The 24,510-nt window shown below is 42.2% G+C and carries 14 protein-coding genes; 8 read left to right on the plus strand and 6 right to left on the minus strand.

The window, feature by feature from the left end; genetic code table 11:
- Window positions 1-307: 307 nt before the first annotated feature.
- From PGH26_RS01950 to csaB, 4 genes are all read right to left on the minus strand, one after another.
- A complete protein-coding gene (locus PGH26_RS01950) occupies window positions 308-1,894 on the minus strand; it encodes a hypothetical protein (RefSeq protein ID WP_323692357.1) in 1,587 nt (528 codons plus the stop codon).
- Window positions 1,895-2,322: 428 nt separating this feature from the next.
- Window positions 2,323-3,831 carry a murein biosynthesis integral membrane protein MurJ gene (gene murJ / locus PGH26_RS01955; protein WP_323692358.1) on the minus strand — a complete coding sequence of 503 codons (1,509 nt, stop codon included), beginning with the start codon at window positions 3,829-3,831 and terminating at the stop codon, window positions 2,323-2,325.
- Between the two features lie 88 nt (window positions 3,832-3,919).
- The gene (locus PGH26_RS01960) at window positions 3,920-5,095 is read right to left on the minus strand and encodes a glycosyltransferase family 4 protein (protein WP_323692359.1); all 1,176 of its coding nucleotides are present in this window, start codon (window positions 5,093-5,095) and stop codon (window positions 3,920-3,922) included.
- Window positions 5,096-5,098: 3 nt separating this feature from the next.
- Window positions 5,099-6,220: a polysaccharide pyruvyl transferase CsaB gene (csaB, locus tag PGH26_RS01965; protein WP_323692360.1), complete on the minus strand. Its 1,122-nt coding sequence runs from the start codon at window positions 6,218-6,220 to the stop codon at window positions 5,099-5,101.
- Between the two features lie 518 nt (window positions 6,221-6,738).
- Between csaB and PGH26_RS01970 the strand changes: the two genes are divergently transcribed.
- The 5 genes from PGH26_RS01970 to PGH26_RS01990 all read left to right on the plus strand — a co-directional run bounded on the left by PGH26_RS01970 (window position 6,739) and on the right by PGH26_RS01990 (window position 16,438).
- On the plus strand, window positions 6,739-7,458 hold the full coding sequence (locus PGH26_RS01970; protein WP_323692361.1) for a WecB/TagA/CpsF family glycosyltransferase: 720 nt from the start codon (window positions 6,739-6,741) through the stop codon (window positions 7,456-7,458).
- Between the two features lie 67 nt (window positions 7,459-7,525).
- Complete coding sequence (locus tag PGH26_RS01975) at window positions 7,526-8,800, plus strand: nucleotide sugar dehydrogenase (protein WP_323692362.1); 1,275 nt, start codon at window positions 7,526-7,528, stop codon at window positions 8,798-8,800.
- Window positions 8,801-9,095: 295 nt separating this feature from the next.
- Window positions 9,096-10,508: an O-antigen ligase family protein gene (locus PGH26_RS01980; protein WP_323692363.1), complete on the plus strand. Its 1,413-nt coding sequence runs from the start codon at window positions 9,096-9,098 to the stop codon at window positions 10,506-10,508.
- A 402-nt stretch (window positions 10,509-10,910) separates the two neighbouring features.
- Window positions 10,911-13,826, plus strand: coding sequence for an S-layer homology domain-containing protein (locus PGH26_RS01985; protein WP_323692364.1), 2,916 nt, complete (start codon window positions 10,911-10,913; stop codon window positions 13,824-13,826).
- 98 nt (window positions 13,827-13,924) lie between these two features.
- On the plus strand, window positions 13,925-16,438 hold the full coding sequence (locus PGH26_RS01990) for an S-layer homology domain-containing protein (RefSeq protein ID WP_323692365.1): 2,514 nt from the start codon (window positions 13,925-13,927) through the stop codon (window positions 16,436-16,438).
- A 508-nt stretch (window positions 16,439-16,946) separates the two neighbouring features.
- Here PGH26_RS01990 and PGH26_RS01995 read toward each other — a convergent pair.
- Entirely contained in the window at window positions 16,947-18,038 is a 1,092-nt protein-coding gene (locus tag PGH26_RS01995) for an integrase core domain-containing protein (RefSeq protein ID WP_323692366.1), read from the minus strand.
- Between the two features lie 917 nt (window positions 18,039-18,955).
- Window positions 18,956-19,297: a hypothetical protein gene (locus tag PGH26_RS02000; RefSeq protein WP_323692367.1), complete on the minus strand. Its 342-nt coding sequence runs from the start codon at window positions 19,295-19,297 to the stop codon at window positions 18,956-18,958.
- Between the two features lie 1,412 nt (window positions 19,298-20,709).
- Here PGH26_RS02000 and PGH26_RS02005 point away from each other — a divergent pair.
- From PGH26_RS02005 to PGH26_RS02015, 3 genes are all read left to right on the plus strand, one after another.
- Window positions 20,710-21,990 carry a replication-relaxation family protein gene (locus PGH26_RS02005; protein WP_323692368.1) on the plus strand — a complete coding sequence of 427 codons (1,281 nt, stop codon included), beginning with the start codon at window positions 20,710-20,712 and terminating at the stop codon, window positions 21,988-21,990.
- Between the two features lie 162 nt (window positions 21,991-22,152).
- Entirely contained in the window at window positions 22,153-23,001 is an 849-nt protein-coding gene (locus PGH26_RS02010) for a bifunctional DNA primase/polymerase (protein ID WP_323692369.1), read from the plus strand.
- The gene (locus tag PGH26_RS02015; RefSeq protein WP_323692370.1) at window positions 22,994-24,499 is read left to right on the plus strand and encodes a hypothetical protein; all 1,506 of its coding nucleotides are present in this window, start codon (window positions 22,994-22,996) and stop codon (window positions 24,497-24,499) included. The genes PGH26_RS02010 and PGH26_RS02015 overlap by 8 nt, the downstream gene beginning before the upstream one ends.
- Window positions 24,500-24,510: the final 11 nt, after the last annotated feature.

Below are 24,510 nucleotides of genomic sequence, written 5' to 3' on the forward strand. Positions count from 1 at the left end.
GGGGTTTTCAATATGTATAGGACTCAGCAAAGTGGAGCCCGCTCAAGTAGGCGTCAAAGTGATCAAGCAAGAGGAGAACCCGCTCAAGTAGGCGTCAAAGTGATCAAGCAAGAGGGGAATCCGCTCAAGCAAACGTAAAAGTGATCAAGCAGGAGGCGATTCCGCTCAAGCAAACGTAAAACTGATCAAGCAACAGTTTAATCCGCTCAAGGCAGCCAAAGGAAGACAGTCTAAGTTCGCCGCGTCCTGCGGCAACGACTGCCTGACCTGCATCCTGCAGGCCTCAAAATAAAAAACAGGGGCACCCTCACCCCTGTTTCAAATGCTTCGTAACCTTCTCAATCAACTCTTCACCGCTATCTTCCAAAAACTTCATCTTCGCATCAATCAACTCATCAAAGAACGCATTCCGCGCCAACCCCATCTCTTCCAGCAGACTCTGTGTCTCCACCAAATCCACCAGCGTCAATTGAGGATAGTCATCGCCGGAAAACGTGCCGTCCGGCCGCGCCTGATACCACAAATCCCCATTCTCCCGAATCCATCCGCCTTGATCCGCGCCAAAGGCTTCAATACCTTTCATGACGCTCTTGGCAGCTTCTAAATACTTCGCATCGTCCGTATCGCGATACGCAGTCAGCAAAATCTTCAAACCGCCCAGCTCATGATTCAATGACGCATGGGGGATAGCCGTCTCCGGGTCCTCATCGAAATAATCGACCACCATGAATCCGTCACCGGCTTCGATCGTTTCGCCTTTTTCAATCCGTGACAGCAAGTAATCCGCATACACCGGCACATACAGCTTCGACTCATCCACCTCGTCGTCGAGTTTCTTCTCCGTATCATCCAAGAAAAAAGCCACGTATTCGTTATACCGCGTGTCGACATAAGGCGCTTTAATGCCATACGCATTATTCAGCCAGGCGCTCGTATACTCCGTCGGCCAGCGCGTCCCGCCGAACTCAGCGATGTAATTCAACAAGTTCACCCGGGAATTCAACACCATCGTTTCAAAAAACAGCGACTCCGACTTCCCATACCAGTCCAGCGCCACATCATCTTCCATGCGGCCAATCACACGGCCATAGCCCATCTTCGTCCCAGGATCGATCGAGAACGGGAGCTTCGTATAAGGCCCATCCATCGTCAGCCAATTCAACTGGGAAAACTGATTCTCTAAAGCGAAGTCAATATAATCATACTCTTCATCCTCAGACTCGAACAACGGCGCATCCGCAAGCAACACCCAAGACTCAGCGACCTGATGACCGTCAGCCTTCGACCCGCGGGCAAACCCATCATCCGTCACCGTCAGATCCTGCACTTCTTTGTCGAGTTCGCGAATCCGACTTTCTCCGACATCATATTTCTTCACAAGTTCTTTCGATGTGAATGAATTCCCGACAACCGCTTCCTGAAAAGCATTGTTTTCAATCGTCAGCTTCCCGAACGGATTCACAGTAGGATCCGTTCCGAACGTATCATGGTGAGGGTGATCCACTTTGCGCGGATTCCAGGAAGTCAGCTGGACATCACTCGCTGCGTTAAAGTGATAAGACGTCTTTAAGCTAAGGCTGAGCCGGCCATCATTCTTCAGCCGCTCAAAAAGAAACTTCGACCCATTGCCAAGCGTCCGTTCCGTTAACTCGAACGTCCCGACCTTCTTGCCGAATCGATGTACAGCATATGTATGGGTAACCTCTTTTGTATTCTCCACGTCCCGGACCGCATCTTTTTCAAAAGACAGCGACACCAACCGCGGCATTTCGACCATCACATGGATCGATTTCGTGGCTAACACCTGATTCGTCACTGTCCCTTTCAAAAAGATCCCCGCAACGCCAGCCAGCACAAGAATCCCCAGCAGCACCCCAACAATCCATTTTCTCACCAATCCCACTCCTTTCGATAAACCCTGTAGTGCCAGAACCGTGGCGGGATGTATGCATTTTTCTCCATTGTTTATGGGCTACTCCATTCATAGGGAGGCAGGCTGTCGCACAATTCGCAAAGGGCGCGAATGGTGTGACAGTCTACCACCCGCCGACCTTCCCGAGCAAAAGTGATCAAGCAACCACCAACCCCGCTCAAGCGAGCACAAAAGTGATCAAGCAACCGCCAACCCCGCTCAAGCGAGCACAAAAGTGATCAAGCAACCACCAACCCCGCTCAAGCAAGCATAAAAGTGATCAAGCAACCGCCAATCCCGCTCAAGCAAGCATAAAAGTGATCAAGCAACCGCCAATCCCGCTCAAGCAAGCACAAAAGCGATCAAGCCACCATCAAATCCGCTCAACCACAAAACGCCCATGCAAACAGTTACCCCCGCTTCAACAACCCAACAAACCGTCTAAACCCAGCACGATAAAACACAAACAGCATCCCCGCATACACCACCGCACCAATCGGAACCAGCGTCGCCAGCTGCACAATAGGACCAAAATGACCCAACCCAACAAACACCTTAGCAGCCCAAACAACAAGCCCCATAATCACAGTAGGAATCAGCACTTGCGGCACCATCCGTCCGAAACGTGCCAATTCTTCCTTGCCCAGGTCCTTATACACCACAACCATCGACACCGCGAAGAAGTAAATACTCACGACTGACGTCGCAACTGCGAGCGCCGGATAGCCGAAACGGTCGACCAGCAGCCAGTTGCTCAGGAAGTTAATCAAAATCGTCGTCACACTAATCCTGAACACAACTGCGGTTTTCCCGCGCGCATACATCGATTTCGACAGCATGAGCTGCATCCCTTGGAAAACGATGACCGGCAAATACAGCATGAGCGCGATATGCGTCTTATGCGTATCGAAAGCCGTGAACTTCCCGTGTTCGTAAATGAATGCAATGACAGAGTCCCCGATAACGAGCAACCCCGATGCAATCGGAAGCAGCGTCACAAGCGAAATCTCCATCCCACGGAAAAACGTTTCTTTAAACTTCGCGCGATCTTCCGTCTGCTCACTCATCAGTGTAAAGATGATGGCGGCGAGCGTCGTCGCGTAAATTGCATTTGGAATACTCACGATAAGCGAAGCGTTATTCAAATACGTCACCGCACCATCACCCGTACCGGAAGCAAACGCCTTGTTCACGAACAGATTCACTTGCCCGACAACCGAGTTCAGCAGGGAAGGGACGATGAGCAGCAAGAACGCATTCCGGAACTTGATATCCATCTTGAATTCCAAACGCCACTTATAATCTGAACGGAACAAGTAAAATAATTGAACAATAACCCCTAAAATCGTTCCGAAGATGAATCCGTAAACGAGCGAAAAGATGCCCCATTGATCATTGAAAAAAATCGCGAATACGACAGAAAACAACGTCGCAAGTAATTTCGATACTTGAGACGGGACGAAAATACGTCGTGACTGCAAATAAGAATCCAGCAATCCGCTGAGGGCAATGACCGTCATGAACGCGAAGAATACCTGCGTCATCGGGATCGCAAGCGCTGCGGTATCCGGCTTCATGTTGCCATATAAAAACGGCAACAAGTAAGGAGCCCCGAACCATCCGATGAAACTGACGGCAACAAATATGATCATCGTCCAGTTCAGCAGCGCGTTCGCATTATGATCACCCATGTCACCTGACTTGCGGTTTTTAATATACATCGGTAAAAAGACATTATTGAATCCAGTGGAAATCATCGCAACGACTAAAGTAATGAACGGAAACGCCAGGAAATAAGCATCCGTTTCATGCGACACTCCGAACTTTGTTCCAACAATCGATTCCCGCACTAATCCCGACAGCTTCAGCACTAGCGCTAACATAGCGGTCCAAAGCGCTGCCTGTTTTAACTTCCCCATAAAAGTCCTCCAATTTTCTTAATGTCAGCCAAACAGCTGACAATAAATTCAAAAAAAGCTCCCTGATTCGCACCAGGGAGCTTCGCAATCAGTGTTTCAATGCTTTCAAGTAAATCGCTTCGTATTTCTCAGCTGCAGCAAAGTGTGAGTACTCTTCAATAATCTTCGCGCGGCCCGCTTCAGCAAGCTGCTCGCCGTATGCCGGATCTTCCAGCAGCTGAATCATCGCGTCACTCAACTCTTCCACGTTTTGCTCTTCAACAAGCAATCCATCTTTTCCGCTGTCGACGATCTCTTTCAATCCTCCTACTGCACACGCAATCAACGGAACACCAGAACCCATCGCTTCCAATGCAGAAATCGAAGTCGCTTCTTCAACACCCGCCGAATAGATCGACGGCACAAGTGCCACATTCGCTAACGCATAATACTGCATCATCACCGAGTGATCGACTGCACCGAGCATCGTAATGTGATCCGATACGCCAAGTTCCGCAGCTTTTTGCATCATCGGCTCCATCATTTCACCCGTTCCCGCAAATACGACACGCGCATTCGGGAACTTCTCAACAACAGCAGGGAGTGACAAAATCGGATACATGACGCCGTTTTTCTTCGTCAATCGACGAGGTACAAAGAAAATCAGCTCGTCTTGAGAAAATCCGTATGTATCCCGGAACTCAGCACGACGTTCAATCTCAGGCTTAAACGACTCAACGTCAATGAAGTTCTTGATCATATTGCCCGTCACGCCAGTTTCTTTCAAAATGTATTCCTTAATACGTGTATCCACTGTAATGACTTCACGCGTCGCTTTATAGCCTTTACGCTCTGCTTCTTGAAGTTCAGCCGCTTCCGGAGACCCTTCAATGACAGAACCTTTCGAAATTCCCTCAAACGTCAAATAACCGTGAACCGTACTCACAACAGGGACATTCGATTCCAGTGCAGCAAATGTCGTAAATACGTCTTGCGCGTTAATGATGTCGTATTCTTTCTTCGACACCGCTTCTTTAATCAAGATCGCAAGCTCGTCCTGACGGCGTTTCAGCGTCCAGACGTAGCCTTTCCCTTGTTTCATTTTGTTCAATAAAAACGCAGGGCCGCGTACGATGCCGTCACGCTTCCATTTCGGAACGTCCGTGAACGACACGACATCCACTTCATGTCCGCGTGATTCAAGTCCTGCTTTTAATGTCGTCAAGTGGACGGACAATCCGCCCAAATGAGGATAATCATATACAGTTGCCAGTAAAATTTTCACCGCTTAACGGCCTCCATTCAAAAACTGTTCCCGCAGCAAGTCCACGTTTCGGATTGCTTCGCTTCGTAATACCTGGACGTTCGGTTCCATCTTTTGTTTCACGGCATCGCTGTTGTCGAGCGCGTAAATCGCCTGTTCCAGCAAGCCTTCTTTTGTAAATGAACCGAGTTCAAATGAATGCTCCCACATCCCCGAACGCTTCAAGAAGCTCTCGACTTTGCGGTCATAGCTCAATCCTACATGAGGAACATTCGACAACGCTGCAAAGATCAGCGCATGCAAGCGAAGCGCAATCGTCAGATCCGTCTGTTCAATGAAGTTATAGAATTGATTCGGCGTAAAGTGCTCACCGAGGATCTTCGTCTGATCCGCATGTTTCATCAACGCTTGTACTTTTTTCGACACGTTTGTATCATATGGCGGCTCCATCGGGACAAATACCGGCGTAACCTTCCGTTGTTCAATCAATTCATCCAGAGTCCATGCCAATTTCTCAATATACGCATCTTCATGCTCAAACCAAGGACGCGGCGCAACCGCAACCAAGCGCTCGTCGCCTGTTAAATTAAGTGAGTCATAAGCAGACGTATCTTCATCCGGTTTAAACGCAAACACGATGTCCGCAGTAACAACCGTTTCAGGCTTTGTAACACCCAAGTTCTCCAAATAAGTCTTTGAATACTCGTCCCGAACTGTGACGAAATCGGCTTTGTTCGCAAGACCCTTCATCAACGTCTTACCCCAGTTACTCGTAACAGGGCCAATCCCTTGAGAGAAGAACATCACTTTCGTTCCGCACAGCTTCGCGAGCAATACGATAAGTAAGTAGTAGGGAAGGGGGCCGAAAAGAAACTTGGTCGGATACGTGTCTTGCAACAACCCGCCGCCTCCAGAAATCAGCAAGTCCGCTTTACGAAGCGCTTTGACCTTCTCCTTATTCCCATGACGCCATCCGCGATACACAGCAGAGACGCTATGATCCGATGCCGTTTTCTCCGGTGACAAGGAAAACACGGTAATCTCCGGGTGATCCAGTTCCGCACGCAAGTTGTCGATGATGGCCTTCAAAATCGCCTCATCCCCTGTATTTCCTAATCCGTAAAAGCCGGACAGTACAATTTTCAAAATGATGATCCTCCTTAGATATATATACGTACATTGTAGATAATTGACCACGGTGTTGCTCTGCGCTGCAGACGGACGCTTTCCGCGGGCTCGATCTCAGCCTCCTCGGTCGCTGCGCTTCCTGCGGGGTCTTCGATCTTCGCTGATTCCGCAGGAGTCGCCGTCTTCCGCTTCGAGCAACGGATCTTGTTATAGATAACGAAATCTCTAGTAGAAAGATTCCTAAATAGACACTTAGGTTTGCGGCAGCGTCCGCTCGACTCCTGAAGGATAAGCGAAGGCTTAAGACCCTGGACTGAGCGCAGCGAGGGAAGCGGCTTAAGTCGAGCCCCTAGGAAAGCGAGCGGTAAGCAGCCGCAAACCGTGCCAAAGTAATCCCATTATAGTAGTAAATAATTATCCCAGTTGTTCACACTATCGGGCTAATTTTAGCACTATCTGAACAGGCTGTGCAAGCTGTTGTGGTTTCTGATATACTAAGACAATTGAAAGTAGCAATTGAGTGGGGGCACCCGGAGATGAAAGAGAGTTACTTAGGCGTGAACGTGTCGCCTTTGACATACGAAGGAATCATAGAAGAAATTTGTCTGCGCATCAGCAGAAACGAACAATCGACAATCATCGCAGTCAACCCCGAAAAGGTCATGACCGCGCAGAAAGATCCACAAGTACGCGACCTCATCAACGGCGCTACGTTCCAGATTGCGGACGGCGTCGGGATTTTGCTTGCGTCGAAATTGAAAAAAGGCACGATTACATCCCGCGTGACTGGGGTAGACATGATGGCGCGGCTCTTGAAATTCGCGCAAGACGACCAGCAGCCGATCTATCTATACGGCGCAAAGAAAGAAGTCGTTGAAAAAGCAGCAGCCAATATCCAAAAAGACTACCCGGGAATTCCGATTGCAGGCATGACGGATGGCTACGAACAAGACGAAGAAGCACTCGTACAGCGCATACACGACAGCGGAGCACGCATCCTATTCGTAGCACTCGGAAGTCCGAAACAAGAATTATGGATTCGCCGCAACATGGAGCGGCTCCGTAACGTCCTAGTCTTTCAAGGAGTCGGTGGCAGTTTTGATGTGTTCTCAGGAACTGTCAAACGGGCACCGTCCTTTTTTAGGAAAACGGGCACAGAATGGTTCTACCGCCTGTGCAGTGATCCGAAACGCATCAAACGGCAGCTCAACTTGCCGCGTTTTCTAGTACGCGTACTAACTGATAAATCACAGTGATTCAACAACTATTAATCCAACAACTATTAATCCAACAACTTATAATGAAGGAAAGAGGCAAATTCCAATGAAAAAAAGCATTTGTATCGTAGGTCTTGGCTATATTGGACTTCCAACTGCCGTAATGTTTGCCAACCACGGCCACCAAGTTCACGGAATGGACGTCAACGAACCTGTTGTAAAGAAAATCAGCAACAAAGAGTTACATATAGAAGAGAATGGACTTCAAGAGTATTTGAATGAAGCCATCGACAGCGGCATGTTGACAGTATCGACAACACCGCAAAAAGCAGACGTCTTCATTCTTGCAGTTCCGTCACCAATCAAACCTGACAAAACAGCAAACCTTGAGTATATCCGCTCTGCAGCAAAATCCATTGCGCCGTTTGTCGAAAAAGGGAACCTCGTCATTTTGGAATCAACAGTCCCACCAAAGACTGTCCAAGATATCGTAATCCCGGAACTTGTCCCGACAGGACTTGAAATCGGCACAGACCTTCTCGTATCCCATTCACCTGAACGAGTTATCCCAGGTAAAGTATTCGAAGAACTTGTCACAAACGACCGGATCATCGGCGGAGTGAATGAAGAATCTGCGCGTGCAACGTCTGAACTGTACCGCTCATTCGTTAAAGGGCAGCTGCATGAAACAGACGATACAACGGCGGAGCTCGTCAAAGTAATGGAAAACACATACCGCGACGTCAACATTGCATTCGCAAACGAACTCGCGAAACTGGCAGAAACAATCGACGTAGACATCTGGGAAGCCATTCGCCTCGCGAACTTCCATCCAAGAGTCAACATTCACCAGCCAGGCCCTGGTGTTGGCGGTCACTGTATCGCAGTAGACCCATGGTTCCTCGTTGAATTAAATCCAGAACTCGCAAAATTGATCCACCTATCCCGTACAACAAACGATGGAATGCCGGAATACACAGCACAACTCACTGTAGATCTGTTGTCCGCATTGAATGCCGAACATCCGAAAGTCGCTGTACTAGGACTAGCCTTCAAAGGCAACATCGACGACATGCGCGAAAGTCCATCACTCGACGTCATCGAAGAGATGACAGCAAAAGGCCTAACTGTCTCAGCATACGACCCGCACATCAAAGTCAACAACATCGATGAGCAAACTCAAAACTTGGAAGAAGCTCTAAAAGACGCATCCGCAGTCGTCATCCTAACAAGCCACGACAGCTTCAAACAACTCGACCCGGCAAAAGTAGGCGAACTCATGAAGAACAAACTCCTCATCGACGCCAAAAACTGCATCGAGCGTACAAAGTGGGAACAAGCCGGCTTCCGCACACACGTACTAGGTAACTCAAAGAACTGAACTCCAAGGGTGCCTGGTCCCGACACCATTTGCGTTCTTTGCGAATTGTGACGGGACCCGGCATCCCGTGCGAGAGTTAAATTTCATTAGCACGTTGATCTGCGCTGCAGGCGGACGCTTTCCGAGGGGCTCGACTTCAGCCTCCTCGGCGCTTCGCTTCTGCGGGGTCTTCAGCCTTCGCTGATCCCTCCGGAGTCGCCGCCTTCCGCTCCGATCAACTAAGTAACTTGCAATCATCTAATCTTATATAGAAGAAGATTAAACTAAACCATATACGAAAGAGGAACCTGCCCCAATGGAACTTAACCGACACAACATCATGCTCGCGCTCGTCGCCTTCGTCATGATCCAGCCGATCATCGACGTACTAACGACAGCGTCGCTCTTGTTCATCGACCTTCCGTTGACACTCGGCGTCATCATACGCCTGGCATACCTAGGCATCATGGCCATCTGGATCGTCAACGAATCACGGAAAAGCAAACGCGCGCGGACTTACTTACTATACCTAGCAGGTCTGGCCGTATTCGTCATCATCAACTTCATCGTCGGATACACCGTCAAAGAACCGTTCTACATCATGCAAGAGCTGACCTACTACACCAAAGTCGTCTACTTCCATGTATTACTCTTCGGTTTCATATTATTACTAGAATCAATGAAAAAAGAAGATGGCTCCGACAACGCACGGCAGCTCATCAACTATTTCCTGATTGCATCACTCACAATCAGCGTCGTATTCATCATCGCTCATCTCACTGGAACGAGCATGGCAAACTATGCCCGCTCGAAAGAAGGGTGGACCGGCTGGTTCTATGCGGGGAACGAAATCGGAGCTTCGATGTCGATGTTGCTGCCGATCACTGCACTCTTTGCAGTCTATAAAACAACGACAACTAGAAAGCTGCTGCACTGGCTGCCATTTGTATTGCTATCTATCGCAATGCTCGGGCTCGGAACGAAAGTTGGCTATGGCGGGATCCTGATCGTTTTATTAAGTATCTTCTTCGGAAGTCTGCTGTTACTCATTACGACAAAAGAATACCCGGCTCGACAACGTGTCAAAGCCAATTCGTTTGTCTCGTTGCTTCTATTGATTGTCCTGATCGTAGCAACACCGTTTACACCAGTATTCGGCAATATGTATGCACATCTCGACATTCTCGGGATTTCCCTAGAAAAGCCGCCTGTCGAACTCGACGCGGATGGCAACGAAATTCTTCCTGAAGACGGGGAAGACGAGGAACCGCTGATCTCAAGCGAACAATTTGAGAATCTAGTATTCAGCAGCCGGGAAACCTATAAAGCGAATTATGTCGAACAGTTCAAAGATGCACCGATCAGTCAGAAGTTATTCGGAATGGGCTTCGCCGGAAACTATGATGCACCAGAACCTCACAAACCATTGAAGATGATTGAAATGGACTTCCATGATTGGTTCTTCTCATTCGGAATAGTTGGCTTCCTTTATATGGTCGCTCCGATTATATGGTTTGCTGGAAGTTTCATTGTGAAACTGGTTATGAACCTCAAACAAAATTTTAATTACTTCAGCATTCTCACAGGAATCTCGTTCTTGATCGGAATTGGTATCAGTTATACAGCGGGTCATGTGCTGACAGCACCTTCTGTTTCGATTTGGCTGGCGTTCTTGCTGGCGGTTGTGACGGTTGTATCCCGGGATGGAGATATACGTCCAGAATTATAAAAAATAATAAAAACAGCCTTGAATCGGTTCAAGGCTGTTTTTATTTTTCTAGAGTTGAGTGGGAATATACAAACTGAAAGATGATAGATTATGTGTGATCTATATGCATTCTGTCAGTATCTCTGTTTATTACTGTCACAGCAGTGTCCCGTGGTGGCAATATAAGTCCCAAATTGTAATCGAATAGAAATGTTTAAAGTTACCACATACAGGTTGCAAACGTTTTTGACTTATGTATAATAGAATAAGAGTTTAGATACTGCAATTTGTCTGTAATTCTTGAAATCTTTTTGAAGATTTGTAGATTTATAGAGAAAGTGGTGGTATAGTTAAACTGTGTTTCACCGTTGGTGGCAACACCGATGAAATTGGATTACCTAAAACAGGGAGGAATACTACACAATGGCTCAACAATCAAAATCTTACAAAAAGTTTGTAGCAACTGCTGCAACAGCTACTTTGGTCGCTTCGGCAATCGTACCAGTGGCATCAGCTAACGTAACAACTTCTGCATTCACGGACGTACCTGCTTCTTATAATGAGGCTGTAGAATTCGTAGTAGCTAACAACATCGCACAAGGTCTAACTGCAACTCAATTTGGCATCAACAGCCAAATCAAACGCGGTGACGTTGCAATCATGATCGCTGCTGCAGCTAACTTGAATGATGAAAAAGCTCCAGCTGCTGGGTTCTCTGATGTACCTAAGCGCGGTGCTTTAGCAATCAACTCTTTGAAAGCTGCTGGAGTTATCAGCGGTAAAACAACTACTAAATTCGGCTTTGAAGACAACGTAACTCGCGGAGAAGCGGCTCTTATGCTTCAAAAAGCTTTCAAGCTTGAAGCTGGAACTACTAAAAATGATTTCTCTGATGTATCTGACCGTTATGATGCAGCAGTTGACGCTTTAGTTGCTAACAAAGTAACTAGCGGTATCAATGCTAAACAATTCGGTACACAAAACAACATCAAACGCGGAGACTTCGCTAAGTTCTTGTTCGCTCTTAAAGAGTTAATCGAAGTTCCAGACGTAGCAGCAGATGTTACTTCTGTTGACGCTACAAACCAAAAAACACTTATGCTTAAAGGTGCTGGCCTAACAGGACTTAAAGCTGCTGACATCACTGTTGAAGGTAACGGCGTTGCTTCTGTAACTCCAGTTGCTGACGGTAAATCAGCTACAGTAACTTTGACTGGTGAATTGGCACCTAACAAAGCAACGACTGTAAAAGTTAAATTGGGTGAAGAAACAAAAGAATTCAAAGTAACTTATACTTTCGGACCTAAAGCAGCTTCAGTTAAATCTGAAGTATATGACGACGATACTGCTAACCAGCGCTTGACTCTAATGATCGATGGCGTTGCTACTGACATCGATTACTTGAACACAGCTGGCTATGAAGTTAAGTTCACTGCTTATGATAAGGATATGAAACCGACAACTGAATTGTTTGACGGTTCTACTTCAAGCACGACAGGCAAATTGAAGACTATCAAAAAAATCGGTGATTACTATGTACAGGCAGTAGTTTCAAAAGACTCTACTATCCTAACATCTGAAATGACTAAAATCGAAGTCCGTAACTTGGATAACGCTGCAACGACTTCAACTGAGTTGACTTTGGTTAACAATGCAAACAAAGATATGGAAATTGACAAGACTTTGGTTGTTGGTGAAACAGCAGTCATCGACTCATTCTACGTTGGAAACGGCCAGACAATCGTCGGCGTTAAAAACCTTAAGGATGTAAAAGTAACTTCTTCTAACGAAGCAGTACTATCTGTTAAAGACAACGAAGTAACAGCTGTTGGTCTTGGAACTGCAACTATTACTTACAAATATGGTAACGCAACTGTAACTCGCGATATCACTGTTGCAGGTGCTAAGCGTGTACCTACAGCTGTAGCTGCAGGCGCTGGTGTTGTTAAACCAATCGTTGGTGGATTCTCAACATTCAAAGTAGCTGTAACTGACCAGTATGGTGACGACTTCCTTCCAACTGCTGGAACAGTAAAAGTATCATTCCCGCAAGGCGTTGACTTCAAGACTGCTCCGACTACTACATTCGGAACAGGCGTCATCCAGCACACATTCGATGTTGCTAAAGGCGGACAAACTGGATCTGTTATTTACAAGGATGCTAACGATAACGTCATCGGTACGTTGACTCTTCAAACTACTGAAGTGAACAACAAAGTATCAACAATGATTAAAGGCGGCACATTCAATGGAGATAACATCATCAACACATTCGATGAGCGTGACACAGTTGCTAACTATACTTTGAAGCAGTACACTTCTGAAGGATTATTCAATGGAGATATCAGCACTGCTGATGTCGCTGGCTACAAAGTGAAATTCGACAGCAAAATCGTAACTGTTAATGGCAACACAAATGGCGAAGCGACTCTTACAAACGCTAAGCTAGAAGTTAAGCCAGCTAACAACAAGGTTTCTGGAACTACAAACGTAGTTGTTTATGATAAGGACGGCAAGTTGGTTGACCAGGTATCTGTAACAGTAACTTCTGGTGCTGCTAGCATCCAAACTGTGAACTGGAAGACTGCTCCAACAGTTAACTACATCAAGCAAGTTAACTACAAAGACGTTCTTGATATCACACCGGCTGCTGCAGGTTCAGACGATGTTGTGAATGGTATTGCGTTGAACATCTCTCCAGTAAACAAAGTACGTATTGATAACACAGGTCGTCTTTACCTTGATAAGAACGACAACGGATCATACAACCCTGGAACAGGCGTTGACAGCGATGAGTACCTAGGAACTCTTTATGCTTATGTAACTACTAACACTAAAGACATGAGCAACGTTGGAATCAGCAATGCTGTAAATGGTTATGTTGGTCTTCCAGTTAAAGCTGGATCAAAAGGTATCATCACATTCGCAGTCCGCAATGACAACAACCAAGCTGTTCTTGCTACTAAAGATGTAGCTGTAGATGTATTGCCGAATGCTGGTACTACACCACCGGTAACACCACCAGTTGGAAATGAAACAATTGCTATCACTTCTGCAACAGGAATTGCACAAAACCAATTAGGTCTTGAGTTCCTTGGTGCTGCTGAATACAATATTGCTGGTACAGTTGCAAACTCTACTGCTTCAGAAGTAGTGTTGACATTCACTGGTGCTGATCCAACTGAAACAGTTAAAACTGCTGTTGTTGATGGAAAATACAATTTCAAAATTGCTGCTACTGAGTTATTTGGAAACTTTAATAAAGTAACTGCTACAATCACGGATAAAGATGGTAAAGCACAAACTGCTACATCTACCATCACTATGACAATTAACTAATTCAATCTGCACTTACCCAAAAGTCTAAAGGGGCAGCATAGCCCCTTTAGACTTAAGGTTTATTCAAAAAAACGCATTAATTATATGGAGGTATTTACATGAAAAAAGCTTTATCGCTAACATTGACTGCTGCTTTGGCTGCATCGGCTTTAACACCTGCTGCCGCGTTTGCCGCTGAAACCCCAACTGCAAAAACTGGTCTTTACAATATTGAAACAGGAGTGTTTTACACTACTACTCAATTCAAAGCACTAACAAAAGTTCAACAAAAGGCTATTATTAAAGATGCTAATTTCTTTATCGTTTCTAATGGTATGGTTTTTAAAGGATTAGACTTAGTTCTTAAAACTACTACTGAACTTACAACTGCAGGTCAAACTCAAGAAGCTTTCCAAAATGAAAAGAAAGTTACTTTGACTCCTCAAGGTACAGTTCTTGATAAAGATGGAAATGTTATAACTAAAGATCCTGTAGCTCCAGGTTCTGTAGCAGTTGAATCTGTAATGGCGATTAACGCTAAACAAGTTGAAGTTAAGTTCAGCGTTGCAGTTGATAAAACAACTGCTGAGAATGAAGATTTATACTTTATTCAACGTACAGGTGATGCTTCACCGGTTAAATTATCTACTGTAGATGCAACAGCTGTTGCTGAACTACAAGAAGATGGTAAAACTGTAGTAATTACTACGACTAATGATATCGAAACTTCATTCTCTATCAGTGGTGCTGCAACTCCATTTAAATTCGCAGTTGATGGAGTGAAAACTGCTGCTAAGGAAGCAATTGAAGCAAAAACTTTCACTATCTCTGTAAGTGACAGTGTAGCTCCTACTTTTGTATCTGCTTCTGCTTCAGCAAAAACAACTACAAACAACGTTACTTTGAAATTCAGTGAGCCAGTTGTAGCAACGTCTGGTGTTGTAAAAGTAAACGGTGTAGCGGCATCTGTTGCTCCAGGAAGCAACCCGACTGAATTAACAGTTACAACTGGTGCAAACCTTGCTTCAGGGTCAACTTATGAAGTTGAGTTATTGAACTTCAAAGATTTTTCTGGAAACTTCTTGACTCCAAACCCAGTGAAAACTTCTGTTACAGTTGCTTCTAACGTTACAGCTCCAACTATTAGCGATGTGAAGGTTGTTAGAGATAATCTAGTGGAAGTAACTTTTGACAAAGCTATGAAAACATCATCTCTAAGTAATACTTCTGTACGTTTACTAGATGGAAATTACACTAACATTGCTCCAACAAACATTGTTTCTGTAACACCAAAAGCTAATACTAGCAACCGTGTATTCCAAATCACTCTAGATAATACACCTGCTTTACCATTCAATAATGGTGTATTTACTGGAACTCTAGTATTCACAGATTCTATTGAAGATTCTGTTGGAAACACTTTAAATACTACTAACCGTGTAGTTTCTATATCTGAAGATACTACAGCTCCTTCTGTTGCATCTGCAAGCTTCAAAAAAGCAGATACTACTGGAGCAACTTATGGAGGAGTTGCATTAACAAACGGTGCTGTTGTTGTTAAATTCAACGAAGGAGTTTCTAAAGCTGTTTCAACAGTTGGAACTCTTAAATTAATTGATAATAATGGTAACGATGTTACTTCAACTTATTTAACAAATGCAGAAATGACAGCTGCTCAAGTAAACCCTAATGATAATACTGAGTTAGTTATTCCATTAAATACAACTATAACTACTGCAGCAAACATTTCTTCATTCACTTTGCGTTTACCAAGTGGGGTAGCTGCTGACCTATCCCTTGCAACTAACAGCAGTAACTCTTCAGTAAACACATTTAATGTAGAAGCTGGCACGAACACTTCTGGTGACACAGTAAAACCAGTTATCGTTTCTGCTACTCCTGCTGCAAACAATGAAATTCAAGTTGCTGTAACTGAAGCTAATCTTGATAACTCAAGTGCAATCAACTTAAACAACTATCGTTTGGATGGAGCTCCACTTCCAACAGGTACTTATGTAACTGTTACTGGAACTGCTCCTAACTATGTAATTCACTTACATTTACCAGCTGGTTCTATCTCTAAATCAAGAGACTACGCTCTAAATGTATCTGGTATTAAAGATACTGCTGGCAATGTGGCTAGTATGTTTGTGGATAACACAGTTGCTTTAGTTGACGATGTTATGCCTGAGCTTAAAACTGCTTCACTAAACACTAACGGGTCTTTAACTTTAGGTTACACTGAAGCATTAGCGGGTGTTATTGCAGCTACTGACCTAAAAGTAACTCTAAACGGTAAAGTTGTAGACTCTGCACAACTTAACCTTGTTGCTGGTACTGGTGGGGAAACAGGTAAAGATGTATTAACTGTTAACCAATTAGTAGACCAAGGTGCGAATTTAGCTTACGGTGGTGGAGATGATACGCTTTACATCGATGTAGATGGTGTGGCTGGATACCTTGCAGGTACAGATATCCTAATCTCTACTGGTTCATTCACAGCAGCACAAAATGGAGTCGTATATGACTTGAGAAATGCAACAACTCTTAAAGTCGGTACTGAAACTTCTCCTGTAACTGCTGATGGTGAAGGAAATGCATTAAAGGGTAACACTACTATTACAGTTAAGTAATAGAGATTTAGAAAAGCATACTACTGCGGACCACAAAAACCAAGCACTAGTCAGACAATTTGACAGGTGAATGAAGTAGAACCCCTCTAATCGAGTAACGGTTAGAGGGGTTTTCTTTTGATTTCACAACCGTACCAACTGGATTTGAAAATATATTTTATAATCCTGAATACACGAAGCGTTCTCATCCATTCAACCGGGTGAGGACGTTTTCTAATTTAGGAGGAGAAACCATGAAAGAAACTAACCCGTACACTCAACACCTGTCGCCTTCAAAAAGTCCATCCGACGAATTTACTCGCAAAATTCGTTGGGTGTCGCCTTTAAAAAGTAAACCCGCACAGAAATCCCTAAGAATTCACTGGTTAGATCTTCTTTTTGACTAGTAGATATAAGAAACCGAATTGGTTTTTCGCTAAAAGAATATGCTCGTAAAGTGACTATAAAAAAGAAAGGCATGACAAATAAGCCTTTCACAGGATATTTTTTAAATTTTAGTGTAATGGAATTAACCAGTTTTTTTGTAAGAGTGATAAAGACCGTTTAATAGAGATGTTGATTCCAGTTTTGTTTCTTCTACTGAGGACGGTAGATAGGCAAGTGAAGTAATTGGCGTTTTGCCATTAATGCCTTGATGTGTTCGATGATTGTTGTAATAGCTGATGTATTCCCGTAACAGTGAATGTAGATGCCTGTCATTGAGTGGGATGATATGATCCAACAGTTCTCTCTTCACTATTCCAATGGCTCTTTCAGCGTACGCATTTTGCCAGGGTGATCGATAGGCGGTTTTCTTCGAAACGATTGCCGATGATTGTAGAAATGATTGAAACGCTTTTGAACGGAAAATTGGGTCGTTGTCATGTAACAAATACTTGGGGACTTTGCCGAAAGGTGTTGCGTTTCGGAATTGTTGGATGGTCCATTCAGCTGTTGGATTAGTGGTAACTCCAAAGAAGACAATTTCCCGGCTTTGATGGTTAATGATGAGCAACCCATACAGCACTTGGAATTTTAATGTGGGAATGGTGAAGAAATCAGTCGCCCACAACTCGTGATGATGATTGCTTAAGAACGTCTTCCAGGATTGCAGCTGTCTTTGAGAAGGTGGCTTCTTGGTGGTCGGTAAGTATTTGGCGATCGTGTTAGGAGCTGGCGTCTTTTCAATCCCTAAAGCAAGTAACCTTTCATGAATTTTCTCCGGTGACAATAATGGGTTGTCCTTATGTATACGTTTAATCAAGTGGATGGTCGCAGGTGAAATGGTAGGTCTGCCTAATTTCTTCGATTTCTTTCGCCAATAAAATTTGAAGGCGGTCCGATGCCACCCGATGACAGTTGCCGGTTGCACAACTAGGATCAGCCCTTTCCAGTTACCTAAATACTTTGAAAGAAATACCCAGAGTTGCCGGAATACCGAAGTCGGCGTAGGGGATGGTAATTTTTCTTTCTCATAGCGTTGAACGTACAACGCGAGCTGGCTTCTAAGAGCGATGTTTTCCATACGAACTGCCTGTGATGATTTGAAATAGAGTAGTATAAAGTGAACTAGATGGCGCATCCATTCTATTATGTGGACTTTAAGCATATAGATATTCATTGGTTTCCTCCTTTGCTATCTCTATAACACCCATTGTAACTGAATGAGTTTGGTAGTTAATACCTGGATTATATACAATTTGAGATAAGCAATCTGCACTGGACCACATGCAATTTAAACACTACTATTCATTTCAAAATTGCATACCTTTGAAAATTTTAAGATTACAGACAGAGACAATAGAATGGAAGGCTAACCATATGGATCGTGACAGTCATAATCCTACATGTTATACTTAAAGTATTATTGGATGCGGTTTAAACTGAGTGGATTAGGCACACTGGGTTTAGTCAGTAAATAGCATCCGTTTTAAAGGCGTTTCGCACAAATGGTGAGAATAAACCACTCTTATGTTGGCAGGCTCAGAGGGGTTTATTTTTTTGCCGATAAACAAATATAATATCGGCTGTAGTGTACATTTTACTGAGGACCAATTAACACGAATGTCCATATACCATATATCCCCTTCATTATCTACATACATAATCAGATAACCTACGTGCCCTTTAATCAACCCCTTGGTCAGAGGGCTTTGTGCTGTTTTTGATCACTGTTTAAAGTCATTCGCAAGATGCTCGTTGAACAGAATTTCATTAAGTGCTAAGTACTTGTACCACCTACAATTTAGATGCTAACCAGATAACTCAATCAACGTTGTAATAATGAAGATTCTCATCAATAGAGGAGTTGGTAAGCATAGCTTATTCACTCTCATAGGTTGAAGATAGTAAGTGTATTCTCTGTTTGAAAACCATTTTTAAAATGTTGTTTATACGAACCTTTGTTAGAGCGGAGATTCGAATTTCTTAAAATGTATCGTCATCGTCGTCATACATACATACATACATACATACATGACAATTTTAGGCGATTAATATAAACCTAGTGTATAAATCAAATAGAATTCAAATTTGATATCAATCACTTTTAGATTCATTTCGAATCTCAATAAACCTCTTTAGGAAATCTTCACGGTCTTTTAGTATCTGGTCTAATGGAGATGATTTTGCTCGAAAATCAGTGATGTCTTTTGTATTTAAAAAGACTCTAGCTCTCTCTGCAAGATCACTACTGTGGGGAGTTAAACGTTGCAAAGTTTTTCTTTTGCTGGTATCTCGTTCATTACTAGATTCATTAAAATTAGACATTGGTGATAAACATAATTCGAATTCAGATTGAGCAAGATAATCGATCAAACGATTTAATTCATCTGCACTATGAAGTGTAATTTTGAAATCCATAGGGAAGTTATCATTCATTTGTATGTAGCTCCTTTTTAAAATAAGATTTTAAAATCTAAAGAATGGTACTCAGATAATTTAATGTCGCTTTATGAAAAATGCATTAAGACATATAGTCTAGCGAGAGTGTGTGGACTGTGTTGCAACCATATTATACGTTACGACTATGGAAAGGTAGTTTGGGTCTCCCCAGAAGCAGAAAGCTCTTGCTGTGACTTATTACTGGCGTGTAGAGCATAGCCATTGAGAGCCATATCAAGGTTTCAAAAATGTGTACTTTAAATTGCTCAACTCTGTACAATGGTTTTTCATACAGTCTTTAAATGCTGCCATTTCATCGTCATAACCGTCATGAATGTCATTTGTTAATCAACAATTCTCAATTTGCAAACGTTAAATGTGGGCTCTCTCGTATAGGGAGTAAATGAATTCACTATAATCTTTTGAGAACTATTCATTCTTTCGAAATTCTCTCAATATGTAGATTGTAGTATAAGCTTGATGTGAATAGTCAATAACTTGGAATCTGAAATAGGATTGTCCATACAATACAGAAAAATTAATATTACGAGTTATAAGCCGTTTACCTTACAATAATATCTCATAATTAATAGCTCCGGGAATTTAATTGCAGTCGTATATTAGTCAATTCAAGGGCAATATTGTCGGGGATTTTGTTAATGGCTGGATGAATGCAGAAAAGTCCATGAGACAGCACTCTTTTGTTAAGTAATCCATGAGGTAATATAGATTACTTAGTAATAGAGTAGGAAATCTTGTTTACTGTTTAATTTTATCAGTGGCGAGAAAATAGTTCTAATTGGCAGCGAGTCATTTAACGGACATGTGTATTTACACAAATATGAAAATCGATGTTTAAACTTTATCTTTTTTAGGGATGCAGATAAACACCGATTATTCATGGAATAGTTTTCTGAATTGATATCGGAATTAAAATAAAGAAGTATTCGGACCTTTTTATCTTTTAACGTATAGTGCAAAATGAAAGTACATATTTTTTCAACTCTACTTGGAGAGTAGGTACTCATCGCTTTCGCAGGCTAATCTAGCCCCTGGATTAGGAACCATGCCAACAGAGGCTCTATGTCAAATTGGAATATTGTATAGTCGTAATTGCAAACTTATGTATACCGGTTTTGCAAAACACAGCTACTGAGTATTTATCTTATCCAGCGATTGATGAGTAAACAAATAAACTTTTTAGTGTTGACAGTCTGGGATCTAATATGTTATTTTAGATGTAGTATATTACTAAGTAATCTTGTCACTGTATATCTAATAAAGACGAATCATTTATTAAATAAATTAGATTAATATATTTAGTTTATAACTTCCATGGAAGCACCAGGAAGCATGCATTTGCATGCCTTCTGGTGCTTTTTTATTTGAAATTTTAAGGAGGCTTACTTGTGTCATCATTTAGCACTTACAACTTATCAGATAGATCCAATGAATTACTTAAATTACTTCATCTATATCGAGGTATGACCGCGAAACAATTAGCTAAGTTCGTGTTTAACGTGAAAGAACTAAGTACTTCTCAGGAAAAATCTATATATAATTATTTATCAGCTTTGCGTAAGCGAAACTTGGTTACTTCTTATCGCTCTACAAATCAACTTAGAGGCTCTTCTATTTTCTATTTATCCCAATGGGGCTACAACTACACATTAGACTTACTAGATATTGGATTAGGTCAGTCGAATGATGGTTGGTTACCGGCAGGAACCGAAGAGAGCTCCAGTTCAGAGTTTTCATACGAACTGTATACACCTCCCTTGAAGCAACTCGACCACCATTTGCAACTGATAGACTTTTTCATAAGTATTCATATTTTTGAGGAAGAAAACTATTTTAGCTATGAAGTTAAACATCGGAATAATTTATATGCGGCTAAGAAATTCAAAGTAGATGGAAAGGTAAGCAGATATAGACCAGATGCTGAAATCTTATTAAATGGGAATTTGTTTACCATTGAAATCGATCGAGGTACTGAGAGTCACGAGCAACTCTGTGCGAAGTTTGAGACTTATAAAAAATATCTAGAGTTGCAGCAGGATAAGGAGTGTCTTAGAGGAATAATTTTTGTAGTAGAGTCGAAGGTTAGAAATCACGGTGTTAGGAGAAGGTGGGAAAATATTTTAGGTGCATTCTTAAAAGTACTATATAAGTTTAAGAAAAATATCAAATTAATTTTAACAACGTCAGACAGTATTGAAGAAACTCTATTACATGAACTTAATCGTGAGAATTATTATAACCGTCTACAATACTTTGTCGACCAATGGAACGTGGAATATGAAGAGATTAAGCAATTGAAGCTGGGGAACGGAACAAAAAGTAACTTCTTTATAGGACAATCAGGTAATAAAGCGCAACTATATTTTGCAGGGATCTCTGGATGTTTTGACAGTACATTCTTAGTAGAATATTTAAGTAACTGTAATTTAATACCTAAAATTGAAGAGACCTTAAGAATGAAAGGATTAAAATCATCTGGCGTTAGTGTTATCGTTTTTACACCTTCAAGTCAGCATCCCCATATACCTTTGAATCTAGATACTTTCAATTTGAATAAAACAATTACAGTTCCATTGGCTAAAATATCTGAAACCATTGAGTATTCTTGTATAGAAACTTATTTAAAAATTCCAGATCATTTTTATAAAGAAGATGTTTTCTATGAATAGAACTTTTATTCTCAAAGAAAGTTTCTTGGTTTTTTTGCAGTATTTTGAATTTGAGGTATGCTCAAATTGAAGGTGATTGGATTATCTAATTGAAAGGGGTGATGCGTAATGTATGTGCTAGCACCATAAGGAAGTATGGAATTATTACGAGGGAGTGATCAGGTGGAAAACAACATAATGGTTGATGAAGCATTAAATCTACTGGAATTGCAACTAGTACCAATGCCATTGAATGGTAAAAGACCACTCATAAAGAATTGGCCAAATAGGTTTGTGAAATGCGGGATAAGTAAAGAAGATATCCTTCATGGGATTGAAGTTGGAAATCGTAAAGTGGTCACATACGCAAACAAAAACATCGGAATTCTTACAGGAGCAATATCAAAATGTATTGTGGTTGATGTAGATGACATGATACTACTAGAAAGGTTAAGGGAGTACGGAGATCTACCAGAGACTTGGATGGTGAAAACTGGGAGAGGTATTCATATCTATTTTGATTACGACCCAGAAGTTGCTTCAATGAAATTGTGGGGTGGAATTGATATCTTATCAGATAAAAAACAATGTGTAGCACCGCCATCCAAAAATACAAAAGGGGGATACTATGAGTGGATACTCTCCCCCAATTGTGTCAAGAAGGCAAAAATACCAGAGTGGTTTAAAATGTTGTTGGCGCAACATAGAACTATCCTACCTTCCCCATCAGTATATCTGAATGACGAAAAGAATAATAGACAGAATGATAATGGCATCAATCTGAGATCTATTCATTGGCTAGCGCATTTAACTAAACATACATCTAATATTAAGGGAAAGGAATGGGTAAGTTGCAGATGTCCTTTTCACGATGATCGAAATAACTCCTTTAGCTTTCACGTTCATACAGGCAGTTGGTCATGCTTTGCGGGTTGTGGAAAGGGAAATGGAATTCAGTTTCTGCAAAGGATTTATAATATTTCGAAAAGTGAAGTGTGGCAATTGTTAAAGGAGCAAAATCGTGATGGATGATAAGCTATTAAATAATGCTGAGGCAAATAAATCTAGTACGCAACTCACAAAAAAAGAACTTGTTCAACAAAGTTTTGAACAGAATGGACTTACTTTTGGTCAAGTCATGATTCAATTAGCATATTGCGCAGAAGAATTTTTTGTTACTGAGACATCTGAAGTTTACGCCACAATTCCCATAAGAAATATCCATGAAAATCTTGCAGTGAAAAGTGCAATGTTTAAGAAGTGGTTACGTGCGGAATTCTTTGAGCTTATCGGTAAAGCACCTTCATCGGGTTTATTAACTGATGCGATTGACATGGTGGCTGCACGTGAAGAACTGACGTCTGAGAACATTAAAAACGTTGCTATTCGAATAGCGGAAAAGAGTGGAAAGCTTTATATTGACTTAGCTAATTCAAAAAGGCAAGTTGTTGAAATCGATACTAGTGGGTGGCGAGTGATTGAGAACAATCGTTGTCCTATCAAATTCATACGTCCTTCCAAACTATTGGAGATGCCAATGCCAGTTAGAAACGGAAGTATTGATGAGTTAAAACGCTTTGTTAACGTTGAAGGACATGATTGGGTTCTGTTTGTATCCTTTATATTGACAGTATTGAGGTCAAAGGGGCCTTTTCCAATACTCGTTTTTCAAGGGATATCAGGTAATGGAAAGAGTACACACTCAAGGGTGATAAAAAGATTGGTAGATCCCCAAACTGTAGAGATTGCATCTCTATCTAGGAATGAGGATGACCTTTTAATCTTTTCAAAAGAAACGATTCTTCCAGTATTTGACAATGTGTCGAATATTAGTAACGAAGCGTCGGATAGTCTGTGTAAGCTTTCTACAGGCGCAGCGATATCTACTCGTAGTTATTATACGAATGGTGAAGAATTTATAATGTCTAGTATGAGACCGGCAATTGTTAATGGTATTGATTATATTGCCCATCGTTCGGACTTCGCAAGTAGATCCATCATAATCAATTTACCTGTATTAGGAGGTAGAAGAAAAGATGAGAAAACTTTCTGGGAACAGTTTGACGAGGCAAAGCCAAGAATATTTGGAGCATTTATAGACGTTTTATGCAAATCCATAACCGACCTACCGACAATTAAGATTGATAATCTACCACGCTTAGCTGACTTTGCATTGTTATCTGTAGCTGCGGAGAAGCACTTTGGATTTGAAGAAGGTGCGTTTATGAGGGCTTTTGAGAGTAATCATTCTGTAGCTGCAAAGGATGCTTTAGAAGGTAGCTTAATTGGGTTAGCGATAGAAAAATGTTTAATGACTCGTGAAATAATAGAAGGGACAGCGGATGAAGTTCTAACCTTACTAAAGACTTTTGTTTCACAAGAAGACTTTAAAGACAAAAATTGGGTCAAGGCAAATCATTTTAAAAATCTAATGGATCGTATGCAACCCACTCTTTTGAAAAATGGCATGACTTACGAGTACGTTCGAAAATCACACGGTAGAATCCATACGATATCGAAGATTCAGTAACCCCTTTTATT

The sequence above is a fragment of the Sporosarcina jeotgali genome (assembly GCF_033304595.1).
Classification (GTDB): domain Bacteria; phylum Bacillota; class Bacilli; order Bacillales_A; family Planococcaceae; genus Sporosarcina; species Sporosarcina jeotgali.